Annotated in this window: 12 protein-coding genes, 1 tRNA gene and 1 pseudogene; all 14 read right to left on the bottom strand. The window is 45.1% G+C overall.

Annotation, left to right across the window (positions count from 1 at the left end):
• The coding region (locus tag H3T75_RS10720; protein WP_002252039.1) for a GTP-binding protein at positions 1 to 84 on the bottom strand (84 nt) is incomplete at its 3' end.
• An 83-nt stretch (positions 85 to 167) separates the two neighbouring features.
• Positions 168 to 2,270: an elongation factor G gene (gene fusA, locus H3T75_RS10725; RefSeq protein WP_025329902.1), complete on the bottom strand. Its 2,103-nt coding sequence runs from the start codon at positions 2,268 to 2,270 to the stop codon at positions 168 to 170.
• An 18-nt stretch (positions 2,271 to 2,288) separates the two neighbouring features.
• The gene (rpsG, locus tag H3T75_RS10730) at positions 2,289 to 2,759 is read right to left on the bottom strand and encodes a 30S ribosomal protein S7 (RefSeq protein ID WP_025329901.1); all 471 of its coding nucleotides are present in this window, start codon (positions 2,757 to 2,759) and stop codon (positions 2,289 to 2,291) included.
• A 92-nt stretch (positions 2,760 to 2,851) separates the two neighbouring features.
• Positions 2,852 to 3,223: a 30S ribosomal protein S12 gene (gene rpsL / locus H3T75_RS10735; RefSeq protein WP_025329900.1), complete on the bottom strand. Its 372-nt coding sequence runs from the start codon at positions 3,221 to 3,223 to the stop codon at positions 2,852 to 2,854.
• Positions 3,224 to 3,425: 202 nt separating this feature from the next.
• A complete protein-coding gene (rpoC, locus tag H3T75_RS10740; protein WP_025329899.1) occupies positions 3,426 to 7,601 on the bottom strand; it encodes a DNA-directed RNA polymerase subunit beta' in 4,176 nt (1,391 codons plus the stop codon).
• A 60-nt stretch (positions 7,602 to 7,661) separates the two neighbouring features.
• Positions 7,662 to 11,843: a DNA-directed RNA polymerase subunit beta gene (gene rpoB / locus H3T75_RS10745; RefSeq protein WP_198211705.1), complete on the bottom strand. Its 4,182-nt coding sequence runs from the start codon at positions 11,841 to 11,843 to the stop codon at positions 7,662 to 7,664.
• A 187-nt stretch (positions 11,844 to 12,030) separates the two neighbouring features.
• Positions 12,031 to 12,402, bottom strand: a complete 372-nt coding sequence (gene rplL / locus H3T75_RS10750) for a 50S ribosomal protein L7/L12 (protein ID WP_025329897.1) — start codon at positions 12,400 to 12,402, stop codon at positions 12,031 to 12,033.
• Between the two features lie 54 nt (positions 12,403 to 12,456).
• The gene (gene rplJ, locus H3T75_RS10755) at positions 12,457 to 12,957 is read right to left on the bottom strand and encodes a 50S ribosomal protein L10 (RefSeq protein WP_025329896.1); all 501 of its coding nucleotides are present in this window, start codon (positions 12,955 to 12,957) and stop codon (positions 12,457 to 12,459) included.
• A gap of 278 nt (positions 12,958 to 13,235) precedes the next feature.
• Positions 13,236 to 13,931: a 50S ribosomal protein L1 gene (gene rplA / locus H3T75_RS10760; RefSeq protein WP_100125046.1), complete on the bottom strand. Its 696-nt coding sequence runs from the start codon at positions 13,929 to 13,931 to the stop codon at positions 13,236 to 13,238.
• A complete protein-coding gene (gene rplK, locus H3T75_RS10765; protein ID WP_025329894.1) occupies positions 13,932 to 14,363 on the bottom strand; it encodes a 50S ribosomal protein L11 in 432 nt (143 codons plus the stop codon).
• A gap of 126 nt (positions 14,364 to 14,489) precedes the next feature.
• Complete coding sequence (gene nusG / locus H3T75_RS10770; protein WP_025329893.1) at positions 14,490 to 15,023, bottom strand: transcription termination/antitermination protein NusG; 534 nt, start codon at positions 15,021 to 15,023, stop codon at positions 14,490 to 14,492.
• A 2-nt stretch (positions 15,024 to 15,025) separates the two neighbouring features.
• Positions 15,026 to 15,478 (bottom strand): preprotein translocase subunit SecE, encoded by a 453-nt coding sequence (secE, locus tag H3T75_RS10775; RefSeq protein WP_084552758.1) that lies wholly within the window; start codon positions 15,476 to 15,478, stop codon positions 15,026 to 15,028.
• 63 nt (positions 15,479 to 15,541) lie between these two features.
• Positions 15,542 to 15,617, bottom strand: a tRNA-Trp gene (locus H3T75_RS10780).
• 8 nt (positions 15,618 to 15,625) lie between these two features.
• A pseudogene (locus H3T75_RS10785) lies at positions 15,626 to 15,710 on the bottom strand (elongation factor Tu); the annotation flags it as partial.

A 15,710-nucleotide genomic window follows, 5' to 3' on the forward strand; every position in this document is an offset into this window, starting at 1 on the left:
CAAAGTGGTTTTACCATGGTCAACGTGACCAATGGTGCCAACGTTTACGTGCGGTTTGCTCCGCTCGAATTTTTCTTTAGCCATGAGCTAAGTTTCCTTGAATAAAGATCATTAAAGAACGATGATAACCTGAAAGTACAGGTACTTTCAGGTTATCGGTAAATAAGTTAGCCTTTACGTGCAGCAATTACCTGCTCGGCTACATTATTTGGTGCTTCAGCGTATTTCTTGAACTCCATGGAGTAAGTAGCACGCCCCTGAGTAGCAGAGCGCAGATCGGTTGAGTAACCGAACATTTCTGCCAGTGGTACTTCGGCACGAACTTTCTTGCCGCCGATACCATCATCATCCATACCCAGCACGATGCCACGACGACGATTCAAGTCGCCCATTACATCACCCATGTAGTCTTCCGGTGTTTCCACTTCAACCGCCATGATAGGTTCCAGCAATGCCGGAGAAGCTTTGCGCATACCGTCTTTGAATGCCATAGAACCAGCTAATTCAAACGCGATTTGCGAAGAGTCCACATCATGGTATGAACCGAAAGTCAGGCGCACACGGATATCCACAACCGGATAACCGGCCAGAATACCATTAGTCATGGTATCACGAATACCTTTATCCACAGACGGAATAAATTCACGTGGAATCACACCACCTTTAATTTCGTCGATGAATTCGTAGTTTACACCACCCGGTTCCAGAGGTTCCATAGTGATCACTACATGACCATACTGACCTTTACCACCAGACTGTTTCACGTATTTGGCTTCGGATTCCACTGATTTACGGATGGTTTCACGATAAGCTACCTGTGGTGCACCCACGTTGGCTTCTACACCAAATTCACGTTTCATACGGTCTACAATAATTTCCAGATGCAATTCACCCATACCGGAAATAATAGTCTGACCAGATTCTTCATCTGTTTTCACACGGAAAGACGGGTCTTCTTTAGCCAGACGGTTCAGAGCCAGACCCATTTTTTCCTGGTCAGCTTTAGTTTTTGGTTCAACTGCTACGTGGATAACCGGTTCCGGGAATTCCATACGTTCCAGAATAATCGGAGCGTCAGTATCACACAGCGTTTCACCAGTAGTTACATCTTTCAAACCAATTACAGCTGCAATGTCACCGGCACGTACTTCTTCGATTTCATCACGATCATTGGCTTTCATCTGTACCAGACGACCAATACGTTCTTTAGTGCCTTTAACAGAGTTCACTACAGTATCGCCGGATTTCACCACGCCGGAATACACGCGGATGAAAGTCAGCTGACCAACGTATTTATCGTTCATCAGTTTAAATGCCAACGCAGAGAATTTCTCATCGTCGCTAGCTTTACGGCTGTCTTTTTCACCATCCGGTTTTTCACCAGCTACTGGCGGAATGTCTGTCGGGCTTGGCAGATACTCAACCACAGCATCCAGCAGACGCTGTACACCTTTATTCTTGAATGCTGAACCGCACAGTACCGGCTGAATTTCACCGGCCAGTGTACGTGCACGCAGGGCAGCAACGATTTCTTCCTCGCTCAGCTCTTCACCGCCGAGGTATTTTTCCATCAGTTCTTCGTTGGCTTCTGCTGCAGCTTCAACCATTTTTTCGCGCCATTCTTCGGCAACGTCTTTCAGGTCAGCAGGAATATCAGCATACTCAAATTTCAAACCCTGAGTTGCATCATCCCATACGATAGCCTGCATCTTCAGCAAATCTACTACGCCTTCGAAACCGTCTTCAGCTCCTACCGGAATGACAACCGGTACCGGATTGGCACGCAGACGGGTCTGCATCTGTTCAACTACACGGAAGAAGTTGGCACCCTGACGGTCCATTTTATTTACAAAAGCCAGGCGAGGCACTTTGTATTTATTGGCCTGACGCCATACAGTTTCAGACTGAGGCTGTACACCACCCACAGCACAGTAAACCATTACCGCACCATCCAGTACACGCATAGAACGCTCTACTTCAACAGTAAAGTCTACGTGTCCCGGGGTATCAATAATATTTAAACGGTGTTCTTTAAACTGACCTGCCATACCTTTCCAGAAGGTGGTAACAGCAGCAGAGGTAATGGTAATACCACGTTCCTGTTCTTGCTCCATCCAGTCTGTGGTGGCTGCACCGTCATGTACTTCACCCAGTTTGTGAGTCATGCCGGTGTAAAACAGAATACGTTCTGAAGTGGTGGTTTTACCAGCATCAATATGTGCAGAAATACCGATATTGCGGTATTGCTCAATAGGGGTTTTACGAGCCACGATAATTGCCTTTCTGCATTAGAAGCGGAAGTGAGAGAAGGCTTTGTTGGCTTCAGCCATGCGATGTACTTCCTCACGTTTTTTCAATGCACCGCCGCGACCTTCGGCCGCATCAATTAATTCACCAGCCAGACGCAAATCCATGGATTTTTCACCGCGTTTACGAGCCGCATCGCGTACCCAGCGCATGGCCAGAGCCAGACGACGGGCAGGACGAACCTCAACAGGAACTTGATAGTTAGCACCACCAACACGACGGCTTTTTACTTCTACCACCGGTTTGGCATTGGCAATGGCTTCGTTAAACACTTCAATGGCTTCTTTGCCGGTTTTCTTTTCAATCTGTTCCAGAGCGCCGTATACAATGCGTTCTGCTACAGATTTTTTACCGTCAATCATCAGCACATTCATGAATTTGGATAATTCGATACTGCCGAATTTCGGATCTGGCAATATGTCACGTTTTGGGACTTCTCTACGTCTTGGCATTTCAATTTCCTTAAACTATTCAGCTGGGCATAGCCCGCGAATATTTATGTAAATATTCACTTACTCGACAGATAATCTGCCGATGCGTCCGATTATTTAGGACGTTTAGCACCGTATTTAGAACGGGACTGCTTACGGTCTTTAACACCTGCAGTGTCCAGAGAACCGCGTACAGTATGGTAACGCACACCCGGCAAGTCTTTTACACGACCGCCGCGAATCAGTACTACGCTGTGTTCCTGCAAGTTGTGGCCTTCACCACCGATATATGAAATCACTTCATAACCGTTGGTCAGACGCACTTTGCATACTTTACGCAGCGCTGAGTTAGGTTTTTTCGGAGTAGTGGTGTATACACGGGTGCATACACCACGTTTTTGAGGACAAGCCTCTAAAGCAGGTACTTTGTTGACGTAAACCGGAGCCTGACGTCCTTTACGTACCAATTGGTTGATAGTAGGCATATTTTCTCTTTATCCTGTTGAGTCAATATATGCCGGCACCATGCCGGCAAAACCGGTATTCTAACATTCCTGCTTTATTATGGTCAAGATAATCAAACTTTAAACGCTTTATATCTATTGAAAAAACAACTATATAAAACCATGGGCAAAATAAAACCGCTGAATGGCTTTCAGCGGTTTTATTTACAACAAATATTAAAGCTTATTCGCTTTTCTCTGCAGCCTCAGCAGCCAATTGCTCCTGCCATTTCTGGCGGCGACTGCGATGGTAAGTCAGTCCGGTACCGGCCGGAATCAGACGACCAACAATTACGTTTTCTTTCAGGCCGCGCAAATCGTCACGTTTACCCATAATAGCCGCTTCAGTCAGCACACGGGTAGTTTCCTGGAAGGATGCAGCAGAAATAAACGAATCGGTAGACAATGATGCTTTAGTAATACCCAGCAATACATTGTCAAAGCGTACCGGTTCTTTACCTTCCGCCAGCAACTTCTCGTTGGCAATCATTACATCACCGCGTTCAACCTGCTCACCAGTAATGAAGTGACTGTCACCGGCATCGGCAATATTTACCCGGCGCAGCATCTGGCGAATGATCACTTCGATATGTTTATCGGAAATCTTCACACCTTGCAGACGATACACTTCCTGTACTTCCTGCACGATATAACGAGCCAGCGCCTCAATACCCTGCAAACGCAGAATATCATGCGGATCGACTGCACCATCTACAATCACTTCACCGCGATTCACCACCTGACCATCATGTACCAGCACCTGTTTTTCTTTGGAAATCAGGGTTTCATAAGCAGCACCGTCTGCATCAGTAATAATCAGACGCTGTTTACCCTTGGTTTCCTTACCGAAAGAAACAGTACCAGTTACTTCAGCCAGCATACCCACATCTTTCGGAGTACGTGCTTCGAACAATTCAGCTACACGCGGCAGACCACCGGTAATATCGCGGGTTTTGGATGAAGCCTGAGGAATACGGGCCAGTACATCACCTTTACCTACTTCCTGTCCTTCTCGTACAGTAATCACCGCACCAACCGGGAAGGCCATGGAAACAGCGGTTTCACTTCCTGCCATGCGAATTTCTTCGCCCTTGTCATCCAGCAGTTTTACTGTCGGACGCAACAGTTTAGACTGAGTAGAGGAACGACGTTTACCATCAATAACTACCAGTGTAGACAAACCGGTAACATCATCGGTTTGTTTGGCTACAGTAACGCCTTCTTCGATATTTTCAAAGCGGACACGACCGGCAAACTCGGTAATCATCGGACGGGTATGCGGATCCCATGTAGCCAGTGTCTGACCGGCTTTCACCACACCACCATCTTTTACCTGCAATAATGCACCGTAAGGTACTTTATGGCGTTCACGCTCACGACCAATATCGTCATGAATCACAATTTCGGATGAACGACCAATAACAACCAGTTCACCTTTGTTATTGGCTACATAACGCATCTGGCTGGAGAAACGAACCGTACCACCAGATTTAGCCTCTACCTGACTGGCCGCTGCAGCTCGTGAAGCGGCACCACCAATGTGGAAGGTACGCATAGTCAGCTGAGTACCCGGCTCACCAATAGACTGAGCAGCAATCACACCAACAGATTCACCGGCATTGACCAATTTACCGCGCGCCAGATCTCGGCCATAACATTTAGCACACAATCCATGACGTGTTTTACAAGTAATCGGAGTACGTACTTTAACTTCATCGACACCTGAGTTATCAATCAGATCAACCAGACTTTCGTTCAGCAGCGTACCTGCTTCAACTAAAGTTTCACCACTGGTCGGATCAACTACATCTTCAGCAGTAACACGTCCCAGTACGCGATCACGTAATGATTCAATGATATCACCGCCCTGTACCACTGCTTTCATCACAAAGCCGTCATTGGTACCACAATCATCTTCTACTACCACCAAGTCTTGTGTCACATCAACAAGACGACGGGTCAGATAACCGGAGTTAGCGGTTTTCAATGCCGTATCAGCCAGACCTTTACGGGCACCGTGAGTAGAAATAAAGTACTGTAATACTGTCAGACCTTCACGGAAGTTAGAAGTAATCGGTGTTTCAATAATGGAACCATCCGGTTTCGCCATCAAACCACGCATACCTGACAACTGCTTAATCTGAGCGGCAGAACCGCGGGCACCGGAGTCAGCCATCATGTAAATTGAGTTAAATGACTCCTGATCAACCAGATTACCTTCGCGGTCAACTACTTTCTGAGTAGACAGATTATCCATCATCGCTTTGGCAATCTTGTCACCGGTACGACCCCAGATATCGACTACTTTATTGTAACGTTCGCCATTGGTTACCAGACCCTGACGGTACTGATCTTCAATTTCTTTAACTTCTGCATTAGCTTCTGCCAGCAATTGTGGTTTACTTTCAGGCACCAGCATATCGTCAACGCAGATTGAAATACCGGCACGAGTTGAGAATGCATAACCGGTATACATCAGGTGGTCAGCAAAAATGACAGTATCACGCAATCCGCAGCGACGGAATGAAGCATTAATCAGCTTAGAAATTTCTTTTTTCTTCAGCGTTTTATTAATATGATCGAAAGACAAACCTTTTGGCAGAATCTCTGACAGCAGAGCACGGCCGACAGTAGTTTCATAACGGTTAACTACCGGTACAAATTCGTCCTGACCATTTTTCACCCATTCACGCAAACGTACAGTAATTTTAGTACCCAGCTCTACCTGACGAGTCTGGTAGGCACGATGTACTTCTTTTACATCAGCAAACAGGCTGCCTTCACCCTTACCATTAATTTTGTCGCGGGTCATATAATACAGACCCAATACGATATCCTGTGACGGTACGATAATTGGTTCACCATTAGCTGGTGACAATACATTATTCGAAGCCAGCATCAGGGTACGCGCTTCCATCTGTGCTTCCAGACTCAGTGGTACGTGTACAGCCATCTGGTCACCGTCAAAGTCGGCGTTAAATGCAGTACATACCAGCGGATGCAGCTGAATTGCCTTACCTTCAATCAGAATCGGCTCAAATGCCTGAATACCTAAACGGTGCAAGGTTGGTGCACGGTTGAGCAGAATCGGATGTTCACGAATAACATCTTCAAGAATATCCCATACAATCGGCTCTTCCTGTTCCACCATTTTTTTGGCTTTTTTGATGGTAGTTACGGTCGGATCTAGCTGTTCAAGTTTATGGAAAATAAATGGTTTGAACAGTTCCAAAGCCATTTTCTTCGGCAAACCGCACTGATGCAGACGCAGGTACGGACCAACGGTAATCACAGAACGACCGGAGTAATCGACACGTTTACCCAGCAGATTCTGACGGAAACGACCGCCCTTACCTTTAATCATATCTGCCAGGGATTTCAGTGGACGCTTATTAGCACCAGTCATGGCTTTACCACGACGGCCATTATCCAGTAATGAATCTACCGCTTCCTGTAACATACGTTTTTCATTGCGTACGATGATATCCGGCGCACGTAGTTCAAGCAGGCGTTTCAAACGGTTGTTACGATTAATGACACGACGATACAGGTCATTCAAATCAGAAGTAGCAAAACGACCGCCATCCAGCGGTACCAGCGGACGCAAATCCGGTGGCAGTACTGGCAGCACATCCATAATCATCCATTCCAGTTTCATACCGGAACGCTGGAATGCTTCCAGAACTTTCAGTCGTTTAGCAATTTTCTTAATTTTTGTATCTGAACTGGTTGAATCCAGTTCCTGACGCAATACAGTAACCTCATGGGCAATATCCATGGCTCGCAGTAAATCGCGAATGCCTTCAGCACCCATCTTGGCTTCAAAATCGCCGCCGGACTCTTCATATTTAGTGATGTATTCTTCTTCACTGAGCAGCTGACGCGGCTGCAATGAAGTCAGCCCCGGATCAGTAACCACATAAGCTTCAAAATACAAAATACGTTCAATGTCACGCAAAGTCATATCTAATACCATACCCAGACGGGATGGCAAAGATTTCAAAAACCAGATATGCGCAACCGGTGCAGCCAGTTCGATATGTCCCATGCGCTCGCGGCGTACTTTGGACAAAGTTACTTCCACACCACATTTTTCACAGGTTACCCCGCGAAATTTCAGGCGTTTGTATTTACCACACAAACATTCATAATCTTTAATCGGGCCAAAAATCTTGGCACAAAACAAGCCGTCACGTTCCGGTTTAAAAGTACGGTAATTAATCGTTTCCGGTTTTTTCACTTCACCGTACGACCAAGAACGAATGGTATCCGGCGAAGCAATGCCGATTTTAATTGCGTCAAATTCTTCTTCGGCACTGGCATTTTGCAGCGGATTAAATAAGTCTGATAAAGCTTTCATATTTGCTCCTGACGATGCCGTATACAGTATGTCTCACACACTGTATACGACCGGTGTCGGTTAGTAACGTTCCAAATCCATATCCAGGCCTAAAGAGCGAATCTCTTTCAGTAACACATTGAATGATTCCGGCATGCCGGCATCAATCTTGTACTCGCCTTTAACAATGTTTTCATACATTTTGGTACGACCGGTGACGTCATCTGATTTCACAGTCAACATTTCCTGCAGAGTATAGGCAGCACCATAAGCTTCCAGTGCCCAAACCTCCATCTCACCAAAACGCTGACCACCGAACTGAGCTTTACCACCCAGCGGCTGCTGAGTGACCAGACTGTACGGACCAGTAGAACGGGCATGCATTTTTTCATCAACCAGATGGTGCAGTTTCAGATAATGCATTACCCCTACAGTCACCTTACGGTCAAAGGCTTCTCCGGTATGACCATCATACAGTGTCATCTGCGTACGGGTATCATTAAAGCCCAGTTTCTGAATTTCCGGATCATCCTCTGGATAAGCCAGTGCCAGCATATTTTTGATTTCGGATTCTTCCGCACCATCAAATACTGGTGTAGCTACAGTCATACCTTTACGCAAATGCTGAGCCAGATTGATGATTTCATCGTCATTAAACTGCGATAAATCCTCTTTCTTACCACTGCTGTTATACACTTTTTCAAGAAAAGCACGAATATCATCAGCAGCACGTTTTTCTGTCAGCATACGGTCAATACGCTCACCAATACCTTTGGCAGCCCAGCCCAGATGTACTTCCAGAATCTGACCAATATTCATACGGCTTGGTACACCGAGCGGATTCAGTACGATATCCACAGCGCGTCCGTCGGCCATGTAAGGCATGTCTTCAACCGGCAGAATGCGGGATACCACACCTTTATTACCATGGCGGCCGGCCATTTTGTCACCGGCTTTCAGGCGACGTTTAATGGCAATAAACACCTTAACCATTTTCTGTACACCCGGCTGTAATTCATCGCCCTGTGTCAGTTTTTTCTTCTTGATTTCATACAAAGCATCTGATTCTTCATGCTTGGCCTGCAAACTTTCCTTAATCAGTTCCACCTGCTTCGCAATACTTTCATCACTCAGACGAATATCAAACCAGTCATGACGGCTCGGCAATGAAGCCAGATATTCTTTAGTAACTTCTGCACCTTTAGCCAGTTTCAATGGTCCGCCATTGACTTTTTGTCCCAGTATCAGGCGTTCAGTACGGTCAAAAGCATCATCATTGAAAATGCGCAACTGATCAGTCAGATTCTGACGATAGCGTTTCAGTTCTGCATCGATAATCGCTTTAGCACGTTTATCGCGTTCAATACCTTCACGGGTAAACACCTGAACATCAATAACAGTACCACTCATGCCGGTAGGCATACGCAGTGAAGTATCTTTTACATCACTGGCTTTTTCACCAAAAATAGCACGCAACAGTTTTTCTTCCGGTGTAAGCTGAGTTTCACCTTTAGGTGTCACCTTGCCTACCAGTACATCACCGGCTTCTACTTCAGCACCAATGTAAACGATACCGGATTCATCCAGACGATTTTGCATACGCTCAGACAAATTCGGAATATCACGGGTAATTTCCTCGGCACCCAGTTTGGTATCACGGGATACCACATTCAATTCCTCAATATGAATTGAAGTATAACGATCACCGGCAACGACACGTTCTGAAATCAGAATTGAGTCTTCATAGTTATAACCATTCCAGGGCATGAAGGCGATAGTCATATTCTGACCCAATGCCAGCTCACCTAAATCAGTAGAAGCACCATCCGCAATAACATCACCGCGCTGGATAACATCACCCTTCTGTACGGCAGGACGCTGATTAATATTGGTTGACTGGTTAGAACGGGTGAATTTCACCAGATTGTAAATATCCACACCCACTTCACCAGCAGTAGCCTCGTCATCATTAACACGTACTACGACACGGTTTGCATCCACATATTCCACAACACCGCCGCGACTGGCCGCAATAGCTGTAGCACTGTCAATAGCCACAGAGCGTTCAATACCAGTACCAACCAATGGTTTTTCAGCACGCAGACAAGGTACTGCCTGACGTTGCATGTTGGCACCCATCAAAGCACGGTTGGCGTCGTCATGCTCAAGGAACGGAATCAGTGAAGCCGCTACTGAAACCACCTGACCGGTAGCCACGTCCATATACTGTACGCGATCCGGTGTTGCCATTATGGTTTCACCTTTTTCACGGCAGGTTACCAAATCACCGATAATCCGGCCGTCTTTATCCAGATCGGCATTCGCCTGGGCAATAACAAAACGACCTTCTTCAATAGCTGACAAATAATCAATGTCATTGGTTACTTTACCGTCGACAACTCGGCGATAAGGTGTTTCCAGAAAGCCGTATTTATTGGTACGGGCATAAACTGCCAGAGAATTAATCAAACCAATATTCGGACCTTCAGGTGTTTCAATCGGACATACACGACCGTAATGAGTCGGATGTACGTCACGCACTTCAAAGCCGGCACGCTCACGGGTCAGACCACCGGGTCCCAATGCAGATACACGGCGTTTATGGGTGACTTCAGACAATGGATTAGTCTGATCCATAAACTGAGACAACTGGCTGGATCCGAAAAACTCTTTGATTGCAGCAGAAACCGGTTTGGCATTAATCAGGTCATGCGGCATCAGATTTTCTGATTCTGCCTGATTCAGGCGTTCCTTAACGGCACGTTCTACACGAGACAGACCACTGCGGAACTGGTTCTCGGCTAGCTCACCCACAGAACGTACGCGACGGTTACCCAAATGGTCAATATCATCTACTTCACCATGTCCGTTGCGCAATTCAACCAGTGTAGCAATTACGGATACAATATCCGGAATAGTCAGTACATGATTGCCTTCTTTATCAGCATTGGCAAAAGTTTGTGTCATCAGACGTCCATACCATGACTCCTGCTGTGCTTCCAGCAATTTTTGCTGATAGGTACGGGTGTTGAATTTCATCCGGCCGACACGTGACAAGTCATAGCTGTCTTCACTAAAGAACAGGCGATTAAACAATGCCTCAACAGCGTCTTCGGTTGGCGGTTCACCCGGGCGCATCATGCGATAAATAGCAATACGTGCAGCCTGCTGACCTTCAGTTTCATCAGTACGCAAAGTATTGGAAACATAACCACCCTGATCCAGATCATTAATATACAGCGTTGAAATTTCTTTGATTCCCTGTATATCAAACTGTGCCAGCAACTCTTCCGTGATTTCATCATTGGATTTAGCCAGTATTTCACCGGTATCCGGTACAACCACATCAGCAGCCAGTACCTTGCCAATCAGACTTTCCGGTTCAACTTCCAGCCATTTAATATCTGCAGCAATAATGTCACGGATATTCTTGGCATTAATACGTTTGCCTTTTTGTACTAGTACTTTGCCGTCTTTATCTACCAGATCAAACTTGGCAGTTTCACCTCTCAGACGTGCAGGAATCAGATCAGTATGCACACCATCTTTAGACAGGTGGTAATTTTCACGGTCATAGAACATGTCCAGAATCTGTTCCGGTGTAAACCCAAGTGCTTTCAGTAAAATAGTTACTGGCATTTTACGACGACGGTCGATACGGAAATACAGCAAATCTTTCGGGTCAAATTCAAAGTCAAGCCAGGATCCGCGGTAAGGAATAATCCGTGCTGAAAATAATAATTTACCAGATGAATGTGATTTACCTCTGTCATGTTCAAAGAATACACCCGGAGAACGGTGCAACTGTGAAACAATGACGCGTTCAGTACCGTTAATAATGAATGAACCACTGGGTGTCATCAACGGAATTTCACCCATATAAACTTCATTTTCACGAACTTCTTTAACCACATTAGGTTTGGATGACTCTTTGTCCAAAATCACCAGCCGGATACGTGCCCGCAACGGGGCTGCATAAGTGATACCACGCAGCTGACATTCCGGAATGTCAAACACTGGTTCACCTAATACATAATGGGTGAACTCAAGGCGGGCATAACCGTTATGACTGATAATCGGAAAAATAGACTGAAAAGCAGCCTGAAGACCAACATCAGTGCGCTGGTCGTAGGGTGTTTCCATCTGTAAAAACTGTGTATAAGAATCCAACTGCGTAGCCAATAAAAACGGCACTTCTAATACATTCGCACGTTTGGCAAAGCTTTTACGGATACGTTTTTTTTCAGTAAAAGAGTAGGACATGTACAGTCTCCAGTAGGGAGGTTTGGCAAGTAAGGTTTTATAAATACTCAGATAACTGTTAATATCAAAAGAGTAAAATTAGGTAAATTAATGGTTTTTTTGTAAATATTTATAAAATATCACTTGGGGTAGACAAGCGAAAGCAGGCTGGTAGCCTAAGCTACCAGCCTGTAAAACGCAACTGAAATTACTTGATTTCGACAGAAGCGCCGGCTTCTTCCAGTTGTTTTTTAATGTCGTCAGCTTCAGCCTGAGAAACACCTTCTTTAAGAGTTTTAGGTGCACCATCAACCAGATCTTTAGCTTCTTTCAGACCCAAACCAGTGATAGCACGAACAACTTTAATCACACCAACTTTCTGAGCACCGGCAGAAGTCAATACTACATCGAATTCAGATTTTTCTTCGGCAGCTGTAGCACCGTTATTAGAACCATTATTAACAGCCAGAGCAGCTGCAGATACTCCAAATTTTTCTTCAAAAGCTTTAACCAGATCGTTTAATTCCATAACGGTCAGGTTACCAACTGCTTCCAGAATGTCTTCTTTAGTAATAGCCATGCTATTAAACTCCAATAATTGAGAATAAAAATTTAAATATAAATCAGATGAAATTTAGGCAGCTTCTTCGCCGGCTTTTTTCTCAGCCAAAGCAGCAAGTGCACGGGCAAAACCGGAAACAGGAGCTTGCATAATACCCAGCAATTTCGCGAGCAATTCGTCGCGGCTCGGAATAGAAGCAAGTTCTGCTACCTGAGCAACATCCAGCAGATCACCATTGTATGAACCTGCTTTCAGTACAATTTTTTCATCTTTTTTCGAGAACTGGTGCAGTACTTTTGCAGCAGCAACCGGGTCTTCAGATACCGCATAAACCAACGGACCAACCATCTGATCAGCCAGAGCGGCAAATGATGTACCTTCAACAGCGCGACGGGCTAATGTGTTTTTCAACACATGCAGGTATACACCTGCTTTACGAGCATTGGCACGCAGTTCGGTCATACTGGCAACACTGATACCACGATACTCGGCAATAACCATAGTTTGAGCGTTAGCAATGGCTGCTACGATTTCGGCTACGGCTGCTTGCTTAGTTTCAATATTGAGACTCAAGGTCTACCTCCCACTGTTTTTAATCAGAGCGATATGAATACCACTCCACCCAGCGCGGCAACCCAAAAAGACATCCGTAAGCAAGGCTTACACAAGATTATCCGGGACTACCGTCTGCGTAGGGTTATTTTTTAAAATTTGTTTTACAACCACAAATTCCCTACGGTCTTGGACATCTACTTATTTCTAAGTAGCCCAACATATAAATGTAAAACATTTATATGAATTTTAATGGCAGTCTGATATGAGACCAAACTGCCGGAATTCAAGGATATTTCTTAATTATTTACAGAAGCACTGTCAACACACAAACCTGCACCCATCGTGCTGGATACTGCGATTCTGCGCAGATACTGACCTTTTGTTGCAGCAGGTTTAGCTTTAACAATGGCATCCAGTAATGCGTTAAAGTTTTCACGCAGATCAGCGGCATCAAAAGAAGCACGACCAATAGTTGCATGTACAATACCAGCTCTATCTGTACGATACTGCACCTGACCTGCCTTCGCATTTTTAACAGCTTCAGCAACATTTGGCGTAACAGTACCCACTTTCGGGTTTGGCATTAAACCACGCGGACCCAGAATAGTACCCAGCTGACCTACCACACGCATAGCATCAGGAGATGCAATTACCACATCAAAGTTCAGATTACCTGCTTTGACTTCAGCAGCCAGATCATCGAAACCAACCACATCAGCACCGGCTGCTTTAGCAGCTTCCGCATTAGCACCCTGAGTAAACACAGCTACACGTACAGTTTTACCGGTACCTTTAGGCAACACTACAGAACCACGAACAAGCTGATCAGATTTACGTGCATCAATGCCCAGATTAAAAGATACATCGATAGATTCATCAAATTTGGCTGTAGCATTAGCTTTAACCAGACTCAGTGCTTCATCAATAGCATATAATTTATTGGTTTCCACAGCAGCACGAATAGCCTGCATGCGTTTTGAAAGCTTAGCCATTTACACACCCTCCACATCTAAACCCATTGAACGGGCACTACCGGCAATGGTGCGTACCGCTGCATCCAGATCAGCAGCAGTTAAATCAGGCTCTTTAGTCTTGGCGATTTCTTCCAATTGTGCACGAGTCACTTTACCCACTTTCTGGGTTAATGGATTTGAACTGCCTTTTTGCAGACCAGCTGCTTTTTTCAGCAAAATAGAAGCCGGTGGCGTTTTCATTACAAAGGTAAATGATTTATCTGCAAACGCAGTAATCACTACCGGAACCGGCAAACCCGGCTCAACATTCTGCGTAGCCGCATTAAAGGCTTTACAGAATTCCATAATATTCAGACCACGCTGACCCAGTGCCGGACCTACCGGAGGAGACGGATTGGCTTTACCTGCAGGAATCTGCAGTTTGATATAGCCTACAATTTTTTTTGCCACTTGATTTAAACTCCAAATAAACGGGTATGACGCAGCAAATGCTGCTCCCCAAAAGCAAGACCCGTGATTATAAAGAAAAAACCTTTTCCTTACAAGCACAGGTTAGTTTATGTTGTATTATTGCAGTTAAATTTTCTCTACCTGAGAAAATTCCAGCTCAACCGGTGTTTCACGTCCAAATATCTGCACAGCAACACGCAGTTTATTGCGTTCGTAATTGACTTCTTCTACAACACCATTAAAATCTTTAAACGGACCTTCATTTACTCGCACTTGCTGACCAACATCAAAGAGGACTTTTGGTTTTGGTTTTTCTACCCCACTTTGCACCTGATGCAAGATAGCATCCACTTCACGAGCTGAAATAGGCAATGGTTTATTGGCTGTTCCGCCAATAAAGCCCGTCACACGTGGTGTATTTTTAACCAAGTGCCACGAAGCATCGGTCATATCCATTTCTACCAGAACATAACCAGGAAAAAATTTACGTTCAGTAATACTGCGACGCCCGTTTTTTATATCCACAACTTCTTCAACCGGCACCAGTATCTGACCAAAATATTCACCCATTCCTTCACGCTCAATGCGCTCTTTTAAGGTTTTTTGTACATTTTTTTCAAAACCGGAATAAGCGTGTACAACATACCACTGTTTTGCCATGATCAGCTTCTCCTCATAAAGATGTCAAATAACAACCATGAAATCAGGCTGTCAACACCCCAAATAAATAACGACAAGACAGCAACAAATATCAGCACAAACAGGGTCATGCGTAATGCCTCATTACGCTCTGGCCAAACTACTTTTCTGGCTTCCGATACACAGTCGCGCACATAAGCAGTAAGTTTGCGTCCACCCGTACTCCAAAAAAATACAATTACAATGGCTGCTACTACACCTACCAATGGAAATAAATAACGGATATAAAGTGGCAATTGCGCATCAAGAGCATAGAATGCCTGAATACCAGCGGTAACCAATATAGCGGAGAGAAGATATTTCAATAAATCAAACCATTTATTACGTTTGACTTCCAACTCCTGCTGTTGCTTAGCTTCAGCTTTTAATTGTGCTTTGGTTTTGGCTCCTACATCTTTCGATGTTTTGTTGTCCATATAACCACCTTTTAATTAATACAAAAAAGACTAACCGACCATTGGCCGATTAGTCTGATTTTTTGGCAGGCCAGGAGGGTCTCGAACCCCCAACCCTCGGTTTTGGAGACCGATACTCTACCAATTGAGCTACTGGCCTACAAAACTTTAAGCGATAACTTTAGCAACCACACCGGCACCAACTGTTCGGCCACCTTCACGAATCGCAAAGCGTAAGCCTTCTTCCATCGCA

Source organism: Snodgrassella sp. W8135 (assembly GCF_016101225.1).
Classification (GTDB): domain Bacteria; phylum Pseudomonadota; class Gammaproteobacteria; order Burkholderiales; family Neisseriaceae; genus Snodgrassella; species Snodgrassella alvi.

Coding starts and splice junctions, on each gene's coding strand:
- rpsG (WP_025329901.1), bottom strand. CDS start 2,759: ATGCCAAGACGTAGAGAAGTCCCAAAACGTGACATATTGCCAGATCCG.
- rpsL (WP_025329900.1), bottom strand. CDS start 3,223: ATGCCTACTATCAACCAATTGGTACGTAAAGGACGTCAGGCTCCGGTT.
- rpoC (WP_025329899.1), bottom strand. CDS start 7,601: ATGAAAGCTTTATCAGACTTATTTAATCCGCTGCAAAATGCCAGTGCC.
- rpoB (WP_198211705.1), bottom strand. CDS start 11,843: ATGTCCTACTCTTTTACTGAAAAAAAACGTATCCGTAAAAGCTTTGCC.
- rplL (WP_025329897.1), bottom strand. CDS start 12,402: ATGGCTATTACTAAAGAAGACATTCTGGAAGCAGTTGGTAACCTGACC.
- rplA (WP_100125046.1), bottom strand. CDS start 13,931: ATGGCTAAGCTTTCAAAACGCATGCAGGCTATTCGTGCTGCTGTGGAA.
- nusG (WP_025329893.1), bottom strand. CDS start 15,023: ATGGCAAAACAGTGGTATGTTGTACACGCTTATTCCGGTTTTGAAAAA.
- secE (WP_084552758.1), bottom strand. CDS start 15,478: ATGGACAACAAAACATCGAAAGATGTAGGAGCCAAAACCAAAGCACAA.